Consider the following 17,010-nt stretch of genomic DNA (forward strand, 5'->3'; position numbering starts at 1 on the left):
GAAGATCGGCTGGGGGGTGGTGACCCACTCCACGGCAGCGCTGTTACGCGCGCTTAGGAGCAGCGGCGCCGCCATTACCGTGGCGGATAATTTGAGGAATGCGCGTCTCGCTGCGCCGTCGGGTAAATCCCTGGAGCGCTTCGACCTAGCTTGCCAACCCTTGGTTTTCATGGGGCATAACCACCTCCCCCCTTGCCAGTTTGCGCTGCCAACTCAGCCTGAAGGTTTGGTTCATGGCGGTTGTCCTCCCCAGCGCTAGCTTGACGGTGACTGTCCTGCGGCCCGTTCTCCCATGCCGCTCATAACGTCAATGATCAGACTAAAGTCCAACGCCTAGGGGTTGTAAAGTCGAATCCGCCGGTAAACCGGCGCTTTCGTCGGATTTAAGCAAACGGCCAGCGGTGCGAACCATTCAGAGCCGCCCCGCTGCCGAACTCAAGCCATTAAGGTGGTCGTCCCGAGCCTCCTTAAGGAATCGATCTAACCACTGCTGCCCTAAGCCGTGTGCACGACGCTATCGTCGACATGGTTGAGGGTGGCAAGGATCTGTTCGGGAACCGCGCGTGCCGCGGCCATGGTCCAGCGGTTGCTGCGGTCGTTGCCGATGCGGACCATACCGGAGTGGCTCGCCTTGTTGCCGTCGACTAGCGGATCGATATCGTAGAAGCCGAGGCGCCGGCGCACCAACTCGATGTCGGCCGGCGCCCCGGTCAAGAACGACCAGCCGGGGCCAACACGATGCTGTTTGGCGTAGGCCTTGAGGATCTGCGGCGTGTCCAGCTCCGGCTGCAGCGAGATCGAGTACATGAAGACGTCACGCCCGGCGCGCTCGCCCAACAGCTTCTGCACGCCCCGCAGGTTCGCCGTCGCGGTCGGGCAAATCCCCGCGCACGAGGTATACATCATGTTGAAGGCGACCACCTTGCCGCGGATCAGGTCGTCGTAGAACTTCACCGCCTTGCCTTCATGGGTGTAGAGCGTGACGTTGGGGAAATGGCTGGCGCCGGTCGTGTCGGCGCCCGCCGCTTCGATCAGGCCACCGTCGCTGCTGCTGCGCCAGGCGAGCAAGCCGAGCGCGGCGGTGCCGAGGCCAACCAAGACATTCCTGCGAGTGTTCATCTTCGTACCTCCAGTGTCGCGGACGGGGTTGGCGCGCACATCAGACGATGTCCCAGCGCAGCATCATCGCGTGATCCTCGTGGATCATGTTGTGACAGTGCATGGGGTATTTCCCCTTGAAATCGCGGAAGCGCAACAGCACCCGAATGGTTTCGGGGCCGCGGAGCACGTAGACGTCCTTGCGGCCTCGCTCGTGCGCCGCTAGCGGGACGTTTATCCCCTCAAAATTCCGGCTGAGGATGCGGCCCTCCTCGAAGTGGATGTGGATCGGGTGGATCCAGCCGTCGTCGATATTCACCAGCTCCCAGACCTCGTAGGCACCTTGGGGGATCTGCGCGCGCGGAGTTTGCACGTCGACCAGCTGATCGTTGATCGTCCACATGCCACCGCTGCGGGCAAACACCCAGCGGCGCACCGGGAATGCCGCGATTTCCGCGGCAGTGGGTAGCGCCGGCAGCGGGCGCAGCACATTCGGCACCACGCTGACATCCGCCGCGGTGCGGTCGACTATGAGCTTCAGCAGCTGGGTACCCGGCGCCTTTACGTTCCCTGGCTTGCGCGTAGTGATCTGCTCGAGGCGGTTGACTATGTACAGCTCGGTGCCGAGCGGATACCTGGAAAAGTCCACCACTATGTCGGCGCGTTCGGCCACGCCGATGCGCACCTTGACCTGGTTGCGCAGCGGGGCCGGCAGCAGGTTGCCGTCGTTGCCGATATAGGTGAAGGTCTGCACGACGCCGTTCGCCCGCGCCAGATACAGCTCGTAATTGCGGCTCGGGCCGGCATTCAGCAGGCGCAGGCGATACTTGCGCTTGGCGACGCGCAACACCGGCTCGATCTTGCCATTGACTATCACCTTGTCGCCGAGCACCCCCTCGGGATTGAACTGGTCGAAGAACAGCCGGCCGTTGGCGTCGAAGCGCCGATCGCCAAAGCTCAGGGTGTAGTCGTAGGGATGGCTCGGCAGCCTCAGTCCGCTGCTTTGCGGGCCTTCGTTATTAGAGTCCAGGCTGTCGAACAGCAGGTAAAAGCCGAACAAACCGCGGACGGTATTCGGCGCGGTGAAGTCCAGGGTGTGGTCGTGAAACCATAGCGTACCGAGGGCCTCGTCCGGATCGCCGAGGGGGGTTTTCTGCTGGTCGTAGCCGGCATAGATATTGGGGTAGAAGTGGTCTTTGAATGACCCAGGCGCAGTCAGGGTCGGGCCGGCCTTGTTCGGGCTGAAGTAGTCGCCGGGGAAGCCGTCGCTCTCCGAGGGTGTGTGCAAATTGTGCAGGTGGACGGAGATCTCCGGTGTGCCGAAGCCGGTGTGATTCTGTGGCAGCTTATTGCGAATGCGGCAGAGAATGGGCTGGCCATAACGCGCGAAGAACACCGGGCTGAATTGGCTCTTATCCGGGTTGTCGCTCTCGAAGACCCAGACCGGCTGTTTCGGATAGTCCGGATGGAACTGCCAATCGGGCCGCTCCACGGCATTCAGCGCGTAGAGAAGCGGTGCGCCCAGCGCGCCAGTGAGCTCGTCATGGCGCTGGTGTGGGCCCCGGCCGCATTCTTCGCCGCCCGCAGTATTCGCCGTCACGCTGGGGGACGGGGTTAGCTGGTCGACTGGGGCGAGTGGCGTGATCGCCTCGGGCAGCCTCTCCTGCCACGGCCTGGTCGGCGGGCTGGGGGGGAACACCGGCGGGGCTACCTCATCATCATCGTCCCCGGCAGTGCTCATTCGCGACTGCAAGAGCAAGGGTGCGGCCATTGCCACGGCGCCGAGCTTCAGAAAGGCGCGGCGGCCTGCGCCGTCGGGTTCGATGTTAGGTTCGTCCAAGGGGGCGGGGGCGAGAGGTTTCCAACCACCCGCCTGGATGGATATGCCCCAACTGCCCGCTTGCAGTTTGCCTGTCCAGCTGGCCAAGAGTTTCGATTTCATGGCGGCTCTACTCCTTGTTGCGCATTCCTCAATACTGGTTGCGGACATGCTTAATTCATGGCCGCAAAGACCCCCTCCGTGCGTAAACGAAGAAGATTGAATGTCAGGGGATTGGGCTAACGCCTCGGCTGAACGCGGCTGAATGGCTTGCGCCTACTCAGTGGTCAAGAGCCAGTGGTCAAGGACGGGTGATTTTGCCCGCGCTGACCGCGCGCCAGAGGGCGGCGTTGCTCGTCAGGTTGGCGGTGGGCCATGCAGTTGGGGTGAGAAACTGGCAGAAGGGAAAAGCACGATCACCCTGTAGCTGAACGCTGCTTTGTCCATGATGGTCTCCCTAGCTAGCGATAGACGTGGCACAAGACGCCTCGCCCTCTCCTGCGCAGCACTCCTCGCCAGCTGTCACACACATTTACAATTAGACTTAAGTTCTGTTGAACAGGGCTGTCAATGCGCTGACATTTTTCTTCTTAAAGCATATTTGCACTACCTAAGTGCCTGTAATGAAGAAATATTATTTCGACGATCTTGACCTGCCGGCAAGGGGCGGCGTGGCTGTCTCGGCGCTCCTTCATGGCTCTGTCAGGTGTAGAACCCGCGCTGTCCTGCCTGCCGTTGCCTGCTCTGGGCGTGCCGACCTAGCCGTTCTCCGCAGTCATGCCACCAGCGACGGCCTGCAACGTACATAGCCATCGGCTCTCCGGTGCCAGCCCAGCGCTGGTCAAGGGCTAAGCGCTCGAGTCGACCCGCAGGCTGAGCTGTCGCATTTGGGATACAGGGCCCCTGCCGATGGCCTAAGACAGTGGTGATGTTTTTATTCTTTTCAGGGCATGGAAGGTCATCCCGGCAAGGCCGCGCTTGCCCCCCATCCACCCTGGATTGGGCAGCGTCAGGCGCGGGTTCTGGCGGCCGGGGAAACTTTTGCGCGCTAGGCTCAAGCGGCTTGTCGCCAATAGCCGGCCTCCGGGGCGGTAAATTCGCCCAGCGGCAGCCGCGCTTGGTCAGTTTGAGCATTTTGACGTCGTAAACAGGCAAACGCGGTGCCTGGGTATTTCGCAGAATCGATAACAACGCAGAACCCCAGGCCGACCACCGCTGGCCGCGTCACCGTCGCCGACTTGTATCAGGCTCGGCGGGTGTCGAATCAACCTGGGTAGGGCGGCCCCAACAATTCAACGTGACACACGATTGTCGCAGGAGATCCGAGATGTTCAGCAAGCACGACCAGATCAAAGGCTACGACGACGAACTGCTGGCGGCGATGAATGCCGAGGAAGCGCGGCAAGAGCACCACATCGAGCTGATCGCCTCGGAAAACTACACCAGCCAGCGGGTGATGGAAGCCCAAGGCAGCGGGCTGACCAACAAATACGCCGAAGGCTACCCGGGCAAGCGCTACTACGGCGGCTGCGAGCACGTCGATGTGGTCGAGCAGCTGGCCATCGATCGCGCCAAACAGCTGTTCGGCGCCGACTACGCCAACGTCCAGCCGCACTCCGGCTCGCAAGCCAACGGCGCGGTCTACCTGGCGCTGCTGCAGGCCGGCGACACCATCCTCGGCATGAGCCTGGCCCACGGCGGCCACCTCACCCACGGCGCCAAGGTCAGCTCCTCCGGCAAGCTGTACAACGCCGTGCAGTACGGCATCGACACCACCACCGGGCTGATCGACTACGACGAAGTCGAGCGCCTGGCCGTCGAGCACCAGCCGAAGATGATCGTCGCCGGCTTCTCCGCCTACTCCAAGACCCTGGATTTCCCGCGCTTTCGCGCCATCGCCGACAAGGTCGGCGCCTATCTGTTCGTCGACATGGCCCATGTCGCCGGGCTGGTGGCTGCCGGTCTGTACCCGAACCCGCTGCCCTTCGCCGATGTGGTCACCACCACTACCCACAAGACCCTGCGCGGCCCGCGCGGCGGCCTGATCCTGGCCAAGGCGAACCCGGAGATCGAGAAGAAGCTCAATGCCGCGGTCTTCCCCGGCGCCCAGGGCGGCCCGCTGATGCACGTGATCGCCGCCAAGGCCGTGTGCTTCAAGGAAGCGCTGGAGCCAGGCTTCAAGGCCTACCAGCAGCAGGTGATCGACAACGCCCAGGCGATGGCTAAAGTCTTTATCGAGCGTGGCTACGACGTGGTCTCCGGCGGTACCGACAATCACCTGTTCCTGGTCAGCCTGATCCGTCAGGGCCTGACCGGCAAGGACGCCGACGCCGCCCTCGGTCGTGCCGGGATCACCGTGAACAAGAACGCCGTGCCGAACGACCCGCAATCGCCGTTCGTCACCTCGGGCCTGCGCATCGGCACCCCGGCGATCACCAGCCGTGGTCTCAAGGTCGCCCAGAGCGTCGAGCTGGCGGGCTGGATCTGCGACATCCTCGATCACCTCGGCGATGCCGATGTCGAGGCACAAGTCGCCCGGCAGGCCGCCGCGTTGTGCGCCGACTTCCCGGTCTATCGCTGAGCACAGACATTCAGTAGGAGCGGGCCATGCCCGCGAACTGTACGGATCGCGGGCATGGCCCGCTCCTACAGGTTTCAGCTTTCACGTATCAGGAGTACCACTGATGCAACGTTATTCCGGCTTCGGCCTGCTCAAACACTCGCTCAGCCATAACGAAAACTGGCAGCGTATGTGGCGTAACCCCACGCCGAAACCGGTGTATGACGTGGTCATAGTCGGCGGTGGCGGTCACGGCCTGGCCACCGCTTACTACCTGGCCAAGGTTCACGGCGTCAAGAATGTCGCGGTGGTCGAGAAGGGCTGGCTGGGCGGCGGTAACACCGCGCGCAACACCACCATCGTGCGTTCCAACTACCTGTGGGACGAGTCGGCGCGGATCTACGAGCACGCGATGAAACTGTGGGAAGGGCTGGCGCAAGACATCAACTACAACGTCATGTACTCGCCGCGCGGGGTGTTCAACCTCGGCCATTCGCTGCAGGACATGCGCGACATCGAGCGGCGGGTCAGCGCCAACCGCCTGAATGGCATCGACGGCGAAGTGCTCAACGCCAAAGAAGTCGAGGCGCTGATCCCCTACCTGGATTGCTCGAAGAACACCCGCTACCCGGTGATGGGCGCCTCCCTGCAGCGTCGCGGCGGCGTCGCCCGTCATGATGCGGTGGCCTGGGGTTATGCCCGCGCGGCCGACGCCCTGGGTGTCGACCTGATTCAACAGACCGAAGTCACCGGCTTCCGCAAGCAGGACGGGGTGGTGATCGGCGTCGAAACCAGCCGCGGCTTTATCGGCGGCAAGCGCGTTGGTGTGGTCACTGCCGGCAACTCCGGGCATATGGCCAAGCTCGCCGGCTTCCGCCTGCCGATCGAGTCGCACCCGCTGCAGGCGCTGGTGTCCGAGCCGATCAAGCCGATTATCGACAGCGTGATCATGTCCAACGCCGTGCACGGCTACATCAGCCAGTCGGACAAGGGCGACCTGGTGATCGGCGCCGGCATCGACGGTTATGTCGGTTACGGCCAACGCGGTTCCTACCCGACCATCGAACACACCCTGCAAGCCATAGTCGAGATGTTCCCGGTGCTCTCGCGCGTGCGCATGAACCGTCAGTGGGGCGGCATCGTCGACACCACGCCGGATGCCTGCCCGATCATCAGCAAGACCCCGGTGCCGAACCTGTTCTTCAACTGCGGTTGGGGCACCGGTGGCTTCAAGGCTACCCCGGGTTCCGGCCATGTGTTTGCCGCGAGCCTCGCCACCGGCGAAATGCACGCGCTGGCTCAACCCTTCGCCATGGACCGTTTCTATAACGGTGCCTTGATCGACGAGCACGGCGCCGCCGGCGTCGCCCACTAACAGGAGAAATCCGACATGCTGAACATCTTCTGTCCCCATTGTGGCGAGCTGCGCTCCGAAGAGGAATTTCACTCGGCCGGCCAGGCGCACATCCCGCGCCCGCTCGATCCGGCTGCCTGCACCGATCAAGAGTGGGGCGATTACCTGTTCTTCCGCGATAACCCGCGCGGCGTGCACCACGAGCTGTGGATTCACGCGGCCGGCTGCCGGCAGTACTTCAACGCCACCCGCGACACGATCAGCTACGAAATTTTCGAAACCTACAAAATTGGCGAGAAGCCGAGCGTGACCGCTAAAGCCAAGAGCGCTCCGCAGACCAGCCGCGCGGCAGGAGGAAAGGCATGAGCCAGATCAATCGCCTGAGCAAGGGTGGGCGGATCAACCGCAACCAGCCTCTGACCTTCAGCTTCAACGGCGTGACCTATCAAGGCTATGCCGGTGACACCCTGGCCGCCGCGTTGCTGGCCAACGGCGTCGACATCATCGGCCGCAGCTTCAAATACTCACGGCCACGCGGCATAGTCGCCGCCGGCGCCGAAGAGCCGAACGCGGTGCTGCAGATCGGCTCGCGTGAAGCGACCCAGATCCCCAACGTGCGCGCCACCCAACAGGCGCTGTACAGCGGCCTGGTGGCCAACAGCTGCAACGGCTGGCCGAGCGTCAACAACGACCTGATGGGCATTCTCGGCAAGGTCGGCGGCGACATGATGGCGCCCGGTTTCTACTACAAGACCTTCATGTATCCGCAGTCGATGTGGATGACCTACGAGAAGTACATCCGCAAGGCCGCAGGCCTGGGCCGCGCGCCGAAAGAAAACGACCCGGATCGCTACGACTACCTGAATCAGCACTGCGATGTGCTGGTGGTCGGCGGCGGTGCTGCGGGCCTGGCTGCCGCCTTGGCCGCCGGTCGCGCCGGGGCGCGGGTGATTCTGGCGGACGAACAGGAAGAGTTCGGCGGCCACCTGCTGGACAGCCGCGAGAGCCTCGACGGCAAGCCGGCCGCCGATTGGGTGGCCAAGGCCATCGCCGAGCTCAAGGCCATGCCCGAGGTCGTGCTGTTGCCGCGCGCCACGGTGCACGGCTACCACGACCACAATTTCCTGACCATTCACGAGCGGCGCTTCGACCACCTCGGTGAAACCGCGCCGCTGGGCGCCTTCGGTCAACCGGAAGCGCGTCAACGCCTGCACCGCGTGCGGGCCAAGCGGGTGGTGCTGGCTGCCGGCGCCCATGAGCGGCCGCTGGTCTACGGCAACAACGATGTGCCCGGCAACATGCTGGCCGGCGCGGTATCGGCTTATGTGCGCCGCTATGGCGTGGCGCCGGGCAAGCAACTGGTGCTGTCGACCACCAACGATTACGCCTACCGCGTCGCCTTGGATTGGCTGGAAGCCGGCCTGAAAGTGGTCGCCATCGCCGATGCCCGCCCCAACCCGCGCGGTGCCTGGGTCGAGGAAGCGCGGGCGAAAGGCCTGCGGGTCCTCACGGGCAGCGCGGTCATCGAAACCCGTGGCAGCAAGCGCGTCAGCGCGGCGCGGGTGGCGGCGATCGATCCGCTGGCGCACAAAGTCACCAGCCCCGGCGAGTGGCTGGAGTGCGACCTGGTCGCCACCTCCGGCGGCTACAGCCCGGTGGTACACCTGGCTTCACACCTGGGTGGCAAGCCGACCTGGCGCGAAGATATCCTCGCCTTTGTGCCCGGTGAAGGTTTCCAGCAGCGCGTGTGCGCCGGTGCGATGAACGGTGTGTTCGCCCTCGGCGACGTGCTCGCGGATGGCTTCGAGGCGGGCGTCAAGGCCGCCAGTGATGCTGGCTTCAGCCCGGTCAGCAGCGAATTGCCGAAAGTCTTCGGCCGCCATGAGGAGGCCGGCCTGGCGCTGTTCCAGGTGCCGCACGAAAAACCGACGGCTCGCGGGCCGAAGCAATTCGTCGACCTGCAGAACGACGTCACCGCCGCCGGTATCGAACTGGCGACCCGCGAGGGCTTCGAGTCGGTTGAGCACGTCAAGCGCTACACCGCCCTGGGCTTCGGTACCGATCAGGGCAAGCTGGGCAACATCAACGGGCTGGCCATCGCCGCGCGTTCGATGGGCATCAGCATCCCGCAGATGGGCACCACCATGTTCCGCCCGAACTACACCCCGGTGACCTTCGGTGCGGTGGCCGGACGCAACTGCGACGCGCTGTTCGATCCGGTGCGCTATACCGCGCTGCACAGCTTCCATCTGAAGGCTGGCGCCGAGTTCGAAGATGTCGGCCAGTGGAAGCGTCCTTGGTATTTCCCGAAAGCCGGTGAAGACCTGCACGCCGCGGTCGGCCGCGAATGCAAGGCAGTGCGCGACAGCGTCGGCATTCTCGATGCCTCGACCCTCGGCAAGATCGACATCCAGGGCGCGGATGCCCGTGAATTTCTCAACCGCGTGTACAGCAACGCCTGGACCAAGCTCGATGTGGGCAAGGCCCGCTACGGCCTGATGTGCAAGGAAGACGGCATGGTCTTCGACGACGGCGTGACCGCCTGCCTCGCCGACAACCACTTCCTGATGACCACCACCACCGGCGGCGCCGCGCGCGTCATGTCGTGGCTGGAGCTCTACCACCAGACCGAGTGGCCGGACCTCAAGGTGTACTTCACCTCGGTCACCGACCACTGGGCGACCATGACCCTGTCCGGGCCGAACAGCCGCAAACTGCTGGCCGAAGTGACGGACATCGATCTGGATAAGGATGGCTTCCCCTTCATGACCTGGAAAGAGGGTCTGGTCGGTGGCGTGCCGGCGCGGGTGTTCCGTATCTCCTTCACCGGTGAGCTGTCTTACGAAGTCAACGTGCAGGCCGACTACGCCATGGGCGTGCTGGAAAAGATCGTCGCCGCCGGCAAGCAGTACAACCTGACCCCCTACGGCACCGAGACCATGCACGTGCTGCGGGCCGAGAAGGGCTTCATCATAGTCGGCCAGGACACCGACGGCTCGGTGACCCCGGACGACCTGAACATGGGCTGGTGTGTCGGTCGCACCAAGCCGTTCTCCTGGATCGGCTGGCGCGGGATGAACCGCGAAGACTGCGTGAAGGACAACCGCAAGCAGCTGGTCGGCCTCAAGCCGGTCGATACCAACGCGGTGCTGCCGGAAGGCGCGCAGCTGGTGTTCGACACTAAGCAGCAGATCCCGATGACCATGGTCGGCCACGTCACGTCCAGCTACTACAGCACCAGCATGGGCTACAGCTTCGCCCTGGCCTTGGTCAAAGGCGGGCTGAAACGCATGGGCGAGAAGGTCTTCGCTCCGCTGGCGGATGGCCGCGTGATCGAGGCCGAGATCGTTAGCTCGGTGTTCTTCGACCCGAAAGGGGATCAGCAGAATGTCTGATGTCTTTGCCACCTATTTCCATCGCCCGATGCCCAAGCAAGCGAGGCCGCTATGAGTTCCGTAAACGTCTACAAACAGCGCCCGGATGCGGCTCACGCCGAGTCGCCGTTGTTCCACGCCGGTCTCCATGAGCTGGCGGGCAAGGGCAAGGCTAACGCCGGTATCCGCCTGCGCGAGAAGAAGTTGCTCGGGCACCTGACCATTCGTGGCGATGGCCATGACCCGGCATTTGCCGGTGGCGTGCACAAGGCCACCGGGCTGGAACTGCCCGGCGCGCTGATGCTGGTCAGCCAGGGCGAAACCTCGTTGCAGTGGATGGGCCCGGATGAGTGGCTGCTGATAGTCCCGAGTGGCCAGGAGCTGGCCGCCGAGCAACGCCTGCGCGAGGCGCTGGCCGGGCAGCACCATCAGGTGGTCAACGTCAGTGGTGGGCAGACGATTCTCGAGCTGAGCGGGCCGAAGGTCCGCGAATTGCTGATGAAGTCCAGCAGCTATGACGTCCACCCGAGAAACTTCCCGGTCGGTAAAGCGGTCGGCACTGTGTTCGCCAAGTCGCAACTGGTGATTCGCCGCACCGGCGAAGAGACCTGGGAACTGCTGGTACGCCGCAGCTTCTCCGACTACTACTGGCTGTGGCTGCAGGATGCCAGCGCCGAGTATGGGTTGGCGATCCAGGCGTAAGTCGCACATTCCCTCTCCCCCTCTTGGGAGAGGGGAGACAACCATCGGAGCCGCATATGAGCCGCACACCCGATACCTGGATTCTCACCGCCGACTGCCCGAGCCTGTTGGGCACGGTGGATGCGGTGACGCGCTACCTGTTCGAACAGGGCTGCTATGTCACCGAGCACCATAGCTTCGATGACCGGCTGTCGAGCCGCTTCTTCATTCGCATCGAATTCCGCCAGCCGGATAGCTTCGCCGAGCAGACATTCCGCGAGGGCTTGGCCGAGCGTGTCGCGGCGTTCGATATGAGCTTCGAGCTATGCCCGCCGAACTACCGCAGCAAGGTGGTGATCATGGTCTCCAAGGCCGATCACTGTCTGAATGACCTGCTCTATCGCCAACGCATCGGCCAACTGCCGATGGACGTGGTGGCGGTGGTCTCCAATCACCCGGATCTCGAGCCGCTGGCGCGCTGGCATGGGATTGCCTATCACCATTTCGCCCTCGACCCGCACGACAAGGCCGGGCAGGAGCGCAAGGTCTGGCAGGTGATAGAGGAGTCCGGCGCCGAGCTGGTGATTCTCGCCCGCTATATGCAGGTGCTGTCGCCGGAGCTGTGCCGCAAGCTGGATGGCTGGGCGATCAATATCCACCACTCGTTGCTCCCCGGTTTCAAGGGCGCCAAGCCCTATCACCAGGCCTATCAGAAGGGCGTCAAGCTGGTCGGCGCGACGGCGCACTACATCAATAACGACCTGGATGAAGGCCCGATCATCGCCCAGGGCGTCGAGCCGGTGGACCACACCGACTACCCCGAAGACCTGATCGCCAAGGGCCGCGACATCGAGTGCCTGACCCTGGCCAAGGCCATCGGCTTCCATATCGAGCGGCGGGTGTTCCTCAACGCCAATCGCACCGTGATTTTGTAAGCGACCGTAGGGTGGATAGCGCTGTTCTATCCACCGTTTACCGGATTGGTGGATAAACAGAGCGTTATCCACCCTACGCAAGCGCAAGACCTATACCGCTGCACTGTAAGGCCGCGCGACCCTTCGCAGTCCAAGGGCCGTGCTCTCACAACAACAAAAGCGAGGTGAAAGCATGTCTGGTAATCGTGGTGTCGTGTATCTCGGCGCAGGCAAGGTCGAGGTGCAGACCATTCCCTATCCGAAAATGGAAGACCCGCGCGGCAAGCGCATCGACCACGGCGTGATCCTGCGCGTGGTTTCGACCAATATCTGCGGTTCCGATCAGCACATGGTGCGTGGTCGGACCACGGCCCAGGTCGGGTTGGTGCTCGGCCACGAGATCACCGGTGAGGTGATCGAGAAGGGCCGTGACGTGGAGAACCTGAAGATCGGCGACCTGGTCTCGGTGCCGTTCAACGTCGCCTGCGGCCGTTGCCGTAGCTGTAAGGAACAGAACACCGGCGTCTGCCTGACGGTTAACCCGGCGCGCCCCGGCGGTGCCTATGGCTACGTCGACATGGGCGACTGGGTCGGCGGCCAGGCCGAATACGTGCTGGTGCCCTATGCCGACTTCAACCTGCTGAAGCTGCCGGACCGCGACAAGGCGATGGAGAAGATCCGCGACCTGACCTGCCTCTCCGACATCCTGCCGACCGGCTACCACGGCGCGGTGACCGCCGGTGTCGGCCCGGGCAGCACGGTGTATATCGCCGGTGCCGGCCCGGTCGGCCTGGCCGCTGCCGCTTCCGCCCGCCTGCTGGGCGCGGCGGTGGTGATAGTCGGCGACGTCAACCCGGTGCGTCTGGTGCATGCCAAGGCGCAAGGCTTCGAGATCGTCGACCTGTCCCTGGACACTCCGCTGCATGAGCAGATCGCTAACCTGCTCGGTGAGCCGGAAGTCGATTGCGCGGTCGATGCGGTCGGCTTCGAAGCCCGCGGCCATGGTCACGAAGGGGCGCAACACGAGGCGCCGGCGACCGTGCTCAACTCGTTGATGGGCGTGGTACGGGTGGCCGGCAATATCGGCATCCCCGGCCTGTATGTCACCGAAGACCCGGGTGCGGTGAATAACGCTGCCAAGCATGGCAGCCTGAACATCCGCTTCGGCCTCGGCTGGGCCAAGTCCCACAGCTTCCACACCGGCCAGACCCCGACCATGAAGTACAACCGTCAGCTGATGCAGGCGATCATGTGGGACCGGATCAACATCGCCGAGGTCGTCGGCGTGCAGGTGATCAGCCTGGACGACGCGCCCAAGGGCTACCACGAGTTCGATGCCGGGGTGCCGAAGAAATTCGTTATGGACCCGCACAAGCTGTTCAGTGCGGCCTAACGCGGGCTAAGTAGCAGGTTGGGAAAAAGGGCAGCGTTGAGCTGCCCTTTTTTATGGGCGCGAGACGTATAGGGATTAGTCGTAGGGTGGATAGCGTTCTTTTATCCACCAATGAAGCAGCCTGGATACCCCATGGTGGAAAACCGCTTTGCGGATTTTCCACCTTACGCCGCTTCCCACCCGTCGCCTTCCGCGGCCGGGCAACAGATAATCTTGCGCCAGACGGGAACATCGTCTGCACCGGCCCAGTCAAACCGGTGGCTCATTTACCTGCCGGCGGCATCGCCTCGGCAGGACTTTCCCCGAAGAGGTTTTACCGATGAACGCTCCACGTAGCCTTGCCCTGGTTGCAGTTCTTACCCTGGCGGCCTGCCCGGCCTTTGCTTTCAGCTTGAGCGACGCCGCCAATGTGCTGTCGGCCGCTACCGGCGACAACGGCAACGGCAGCGGCAGTGACACGGCAAGCCTGCTGGGCAACCCGCAGAACCTTGCCTTGCTGCAGACGCTGAGCAGTCTCAAGTTGACGCCGCAACAGGCGGTGGGTGGCACGGGGGCCTTGCTCGGGCTGGCGAAGAATCAGCTGCCGGGCGCCGAGTACAGTCAGCTGACCCAGACCGTTCCAGGCCTGGAGAAACTCGAGGGTAACAATGGCCTGAGCCAGTTGAGCGCCCTCGGCGGTCTGCTCGGCCAGTCGGCGGGAGCTCCGGTGAGCGGCGAGGCCAGTGCCGCGCTGGCGAATGTGAGCAGCCTGCAGGACCTGAATCAGGCGTTCAGCGCCCTGGGCATGGACAGCGGGATGATTGGCCAGTTCGCCCCGCTGCTGCTGCAGTACCTCGGCCAACAGGGCGTTGCGGGTTCGCTGCTGGGCAACCTGGGCAGCCTCTGGGGTGTCGGCGGCGCCTGAGTCCGGCGCCGGGGCGGGCCGCAGTACTCGGGCGCGTCTCGCTGGCGGAACGAATTTTTCACCGGCGCTGGGTTAAAAAGCCCGATCAGCGACCTACACTCCCATCCCCGTCGTCGAGGAAGCCTACGCGTGAGAGCCGTTCTTGCCCTGTTGACCCTGGTCGCACTGCCGACCCTGGCCGCCGAGCCGACTATTTATGGTCGCTACGAATACATCAAGCTGCCGGAAATCAAGCAGACCTTCAAAGCCAAGATGGACACCGGCGCGCTGACCGCCTCGCTGTCGGCCAAGGATATCGAGCGTTTCCAGCGCGATGGCGAAGAGTGGGTGCGCTTCCGCCTGGCGACCAAGGGCGCCGACGACACCGTCTACGAGCATCGCCTGGCGCGCATCAGCAAGATCAAGAGCCGTGCCGATGAGGAGGATGGCGAGGAAGAGCCCGAGGCGGTGAAGCGCCCGGTGGTCGATCTGAAGATGTGCCTGGCTGGCGTGACGCGCACCATTGAGGTCAACCTGACCGACCGCAGCAGCTTCAACTATCCATTGCTGATCGGCGCCAAGGCCTTGCGCGAGTTCGACGCGGCGATCAACCCGGCGCGGCGCTTCACCGCCGGCAAGCCCAAGTGCTGAGTGCAGTGGGCATGCGCCTGGCCTAGCGGTTGACCCTTGGCGCCGGTTTCGGCACCGTGCGGCTATCGTGTTGCTGCCGGATTGCTTGCTTATGCCACTGATTCTGATCGTTGAAGATGAAGCCGCGATCGCCGACACCCTGATCTATGCCCTGCACAGTGAGGGCTTCAGTACCCACTGGGTGACGCTGGCCGGCGCGGCGCTGGCGTTTCAGCAGGCGACGCCGGCGGACCTGCTGATTTTCGATGTCGGCCTGCCGGACATGAGCGGCTTCGAGGCGTGCAAGCAACTGCGGCGCTTCTCCGAGGTACCGGTGCTGTTCCTCACCGCGCGCAATGCCGAAATCGACCGGGTGGTGGGCCTGGAGATCGGCGCCGACGATTACGTGACCAAACCCTTCAGCCCGCGCGAGGTGGCAGCCCGGGTCAAGGCCATCCTCAAACGCGTGCAACCCCGTCCGGCGGAGCCTGCCGCGTGGAGCCAGGCCGGGCCGTTTCGCCTCGACCTGGGGCGTTACCAGATCCACTACCACGGCCAGTTGCTCGGCCTGACTCGCCACGAGTTCTGCCTGTTGCAGGCCCTGTTCGGCCAGCCGGAGCGGGTGTTTTCCCGCGAGCAGCTACTGGATGCCGCCGGCGTGGCCAGCGATGCCGGTTACGAGCGCAGCGTCGACAGCCATATCAAGAGCCTGCGCGCCAAGCTGCGCCAGGTGGCACCTGAGGCCGAACCGATCCAGACCCATCGTGGCCTGGGGTACAGCCTGAGGCTGGTCTGATGCCGTTAGGCGTGCGGATCTTCCTGGTCTACTTCCTCTTCGTCGGCCTGTCCGGCTGGTTTGTGTTGAGCACGGTGATGGACGAGATTCGTCCCGGCGTGCGCCAGTCCACCGAGGAAACCCTGGTGGATACCGCCAACCTCTTGGCCGAGTTGCTGCGCGATGACCTGGGTGCCGGGCGTCTGGATCAGAGCCGCTGGCAGGAACTGTTCCAGGCCTATGGTTTACGCCAGCCGCAGGCGCAGATCTGGGACGTGACCAAGACGGCGGTGAGCCACCGCATCTACGTCACCGACGCCCGGGGCGTGGTCCTGCTGGACTCCAGCGGCCAGGCGGTGGGCCAGGATTACTCGCGCTGGAACGATGTCTACCTGACCCTGCGCGGTCAGTACGGGGCTCGTTCGACCCGCGAGAGCGCGGATGACCCCGATTCCTCGGTGATGTACGTGGCGGCGCCGATCAATGACCACGGGCGGATCATCGGCGTGGTGTCGGTGAGCAAGCCGAGCCGCACCCTGCAGCCCTATATCGAACGTTCGCAGCGGCGCCTGGCCTGGTTCGGCGCCGGGCTGATCGCCCTCGGCCTGCTGGTCGGCGGCCTGCTGTCCTGGTGGCTGAGCGGCTCGCTGCGCCGGCTGACCCGCTATGCCCGCGCGGTCTCGGCCGGTGAGCGTGGCGAGCTGCCCAGGCTGCGCGGCGGCGAGCTGGCGCAGCTGGCCGAGGCGCTTGAGCACATGCGCAACGAACTGGAGGGCAAGGCCTATGTCGAGCGCTATGTGCACACCCTGACCCACGAATTGAAGAGCCCGCTGGCGGCCATCCGCGGTGCCGCCGAACTGCTCGAAGGCGAGATGCCGGCCGCGCAGCGCCAGCGTTTCGTCGCCAATATCCAGAGCGAAAGCGCGCGCCTGCAGCAACTGATCGAGCGACTACTGAACCTGGCCCTGGTGGAGCAGCGCCAGGGGCTGGAGGAGCGCATCGCGCTGCCGCTGCGGGCGCTGCTGGACGAACAGTTGCAGGCCCAGGCCGCGCGTATCGAGGGCGCGCAGCTGCGCGTCGAGAACCAGGTGGCCGAGGGCGTGCAGCTACTGGGCGAGCGCTTCCTGCTCCAGCAGGCACTGGCCAATCTGCTCGACAACGCGCTGGACTTCACCCCAACCGGCGGGCTGCTGCGCTTCAGCGCCGAGACGCGTGCGGGCTATGTTGAGCTGAGCCTATTCAACCAGGGCGAACCTATCCCCGATTACGCCTTGCCGCGGCTGACCGAACGCTTCTACTCCCTGCCGCGCCCGCTCAGTGGCTGCAAGAGCACCGGGCTGGGGTTGAATTTCGTGCAGGAAGTGGCCAGCCTGCATGGCGGTGCTATAACAGTGGGCAACGTCTCGGGCGGGGTCGCGGTGCGGTTGACTCTGCCGCGGCTTGAATAGGCAGGGTCGCCAGCGGGATAACCTACAGTGGATGCTCAGGCATTGTTGGGTTAGCCGCCCGAGAGTTTGGTTGGCGTTGGC

General features: G+C 64.0%; 13 protein-coding genes. 11 read left to right on the forward strand and 2 right to left on the reverse strand.

Features of this window, described 5'->3' with window-relative positions:
- Positions 1-495: 495 nt before the first annotated feature.
- Both FFS13_RS15375 and FFS13_RS15380 read right to left on the reverse strand, forming a co-directional pair.
- Positions 496-1,119, reverse strand: a complete 624-nt coding sequence (locus tag FFS13_RS15375) for an SCO family protein (protein WP_137819962.1) — start codon at positions 1,117-1,119, stop codon at positions 496-498.
- A 40-nt stretch (positions 1,120-1,159) separates the two neighbouring features.
- Positions 1,160-3,040, reverse strand: coding sequence for a multicopper oxidase family protein (locus FFS13_RS15380; protein WP_256657910.1), 1,881 nt, complete (start codon positions 3,038-3,040; stop codon positions 1,160-1,162).
- A 1,204-nt stretch (positions 3,041-4,244) separates the two neighbouring features.
- Between FFS13_RS15380 and glyA the strand changes: the two genes are divergently transcribed.
- From glyA to creC, 11 genes are all read left to right on the forward strand, one after another.
- On the forward strand, positions 4,245-5,498 hold the full coding sequence (glyA, locus tag FFS13_RS15385) for a serine hydroxymethyltransferase (RefSeq protein ID WP_137819963.1): 1,254 nt from the start codon (positions 4,245-4,247) through the stop codon (positions 5,496-5,498).
- Positions 5,499-5,601: 103 nt separating this feature from the next.
- A complete protein-coding gene (locus tag FFS13_RS15390; protein WP_137819964.1) occupies positions 5,602-6,852 on the forward strand; it encodes a sarcosine oxidase subunit beta family protein in 1,251 nt (416 codons plus the stop codon).
- Between the two features lie 15 nt (positions 6,853-6,867).
- A complete protein-coding gene (locus FFS13_RS15395; RefSeq protein WP_137819965.1) occupies positions 6,868-7,197 on the forward strand; it encodes a sarcosine oxidase subunit delta in 330 nt (109 codons plus the stop codon).
- On the forward strand, positions 7,194-10,226 hold the full coding sequence (locus FFS13_RS15400) for a sarcosine oxidase subunit alpha (protein WP_137819966.1): 3,033 nt from the start codon (positions 7,194-7,196) through the stop codon (positions 10,224-10,226). Before FFS13_RS15395 ends, FFS13_RS15400 begins: the two co-directional genes overlap by 4 nt.
- Positions 10,227-10,277: 51 nt before the next feature.
- The gene (locus FFS13_RS15405) at positions 10,278-10,907 is read left to right on the forward strand and encodes a sarcosine oxidase subunit gamma (RefSeq protein ID WP_137819967.1); all 630 of its coding nucleotides are present in this window, start codon (positions 10,278-10,280) and stop codon (positions 10,905-10,907) included.
- Positions 10,908-10,963: 56 nt separating this feature from the next.
- Entirely contained in the window at positions 10,964-11,821 is an 858-nt protein-coding gene (gene purU, locus FFS13_RS15410; RefSeq protein WP_137819968.1) for a formyltetrahydrofolate deformylase, read from the forward strand.
- A gap of 172 nt (positions 11,822-11,993) precedes the next feature.
- Complete coding sequence (fdhA, locus tag FFS13_RS15415; RefSeq protein WP_137819969.1) at positions 11,994-13,193, forward strand: formaldehyde dehydrogenase, glutathione-independent; 1,200 nt, start codon at positions 11,994-11,996, stop codon at positions 13,191-13,193.
- 319 nt (positions 13,194-13,512) lie between these two features.
- Positions 13,513-14,097: a DUF2780 domain-containing protein gene (locus FFS13_RS15420; protein ID WP_137819970.1), complete on the forward strand. Its 585-nt coding sequence runs from the start codon at positions 13,513-13,515 to the stop codon at positions 14,095-14,097.
- Between the two features lie 129 nt (positions 14,098-14,226).
- Positions 14,227-14,727, forward strand: a complete 501-nt coding sequence (locus FFS13_RS15425; RefSeq protein WP_137819971.1) for an ATP-dependent zinc protease — start codon at positions 14,227-14,229, stop codon at positions 14,725-14,727.
- Between the two features lie 91 nt (positions 14,728-14,818).
- A complete protein-coding gene (gene creB, locus FFS13_RS15430) occupies positions 14,819-15,502 on the forward strand; it encodes a two-component system response regulator CreB (RefSeq protein ID WP_137819972.1) in 684 nt (227 codons plus the stop codon).
- Entirely contained in the window at positions 15,502-16,929 is a 1,428-nt protein-coding gene (gene creC / locus FFS13_RS15435; protein ID WP_137819973.1) for a two-component system sensor histidine kinase CreC, read from the forward strand. Before creB ends, creC begins: the two co-directional genes overlap by 1 nt.
- Positions 16,930-17,010 lie beyond the last annotated feature (81 nt).

The organism is Pseudomonas sp. 2FG, assembly GCF_005502935.1.
Classification (GTDB): domain Bacteria; phylum Pseudomonadota; class Gammaproteobacteria; order Pseudomonadales; family Pseudomonadaceae; genus Aquipseudomonas.

Excerpts from the sequence above, each read along its gene's own strand:
- FFS13_RS15375 (WP_137819962.1), bottom strand. The coding sequence starts at position 1,119 with ATGAACACTCGCAGGAATGTCTTGGTTGGCCTCGGCACCGCCGCGCTC.
- FFS13_RS15380 (WP_256657910.1), bottom strand. The coding sequence starts at position 3,040 with ATGAAATCGAAACTCTTGGCCAGCTGGACAGGCAAACTGCAAGCGGGC.
- glyA (WP_137819963.1), top strand. The coding sequence starts at position 4,245 with ATGTTCAGCAAGCACGACCAGATCAAAGGCTACGACGACGAACTGCTG.
- FFS13_RS15390 (WP_137819964.1), top strand. The coding sequence starts at position 5,602 with ATGCAACGTTATTCCGGCTTCGGCCTGCTCAAACACTCGCTCAGCCAT.
- FFS13_RS15395 (WP_137819965.1), top strand. The coding sequence starts at position 6,868 with ATGCTGAACATCTTCTGTCCCCATTGTGGCGAGCTGCGCTCCGAAGAG.
- FFS13_RS15400 (WP_137819966.1), top strand. The coding sequence starts at position 7,194 with ATGAGCCAGATCAATCGCCTGAGCAAGGGTGGGCGGATCAACCGCAAC.
- FFS13_RS15405 (WP_137819967.1), top strand. The coding sequence starts at position 10,278 with ATGAGTTCCGTAAACGTCTACAAACAGCGCCCGGATGCGGCTCACGCC.
- purU (WP_137819968.1), top strand. The coding sequence starts at position 10,964 with ATGAGCCGCACACCCGATACCTGGATTCTCACCGCCGACTGCCCGAGC.
- fdhA (WP_137819969.1), top strand. The coding sequence starts at position 11,994 with ATGTCTGGTAATCGTGGTGTCGTGTATCTCGGCGCAGGCAAGGTCGAG.
- FFS13_RS15420 (WP_137819970.1), top strand. The coding sequence starts at position 13,513 with ATGAACGCTCCACGTAGCCTTGCCCTGGTTGCAGTTCTTACCCTGGCG.
- creB (WP_137819972.1), top strand. The coding sequence starts at position 14,819 with ATGCCACTGATTCTGATCGTTGAAGATGAAGCCGCGATCGCCGACACC.
- creC (WP_137819973.1), top strand. The coding sequence starts at position 15,502 with ATGCCGTTAGGCGTGCGGATCTTCCTGGTCTACTTCCTCTTCGTCGGC.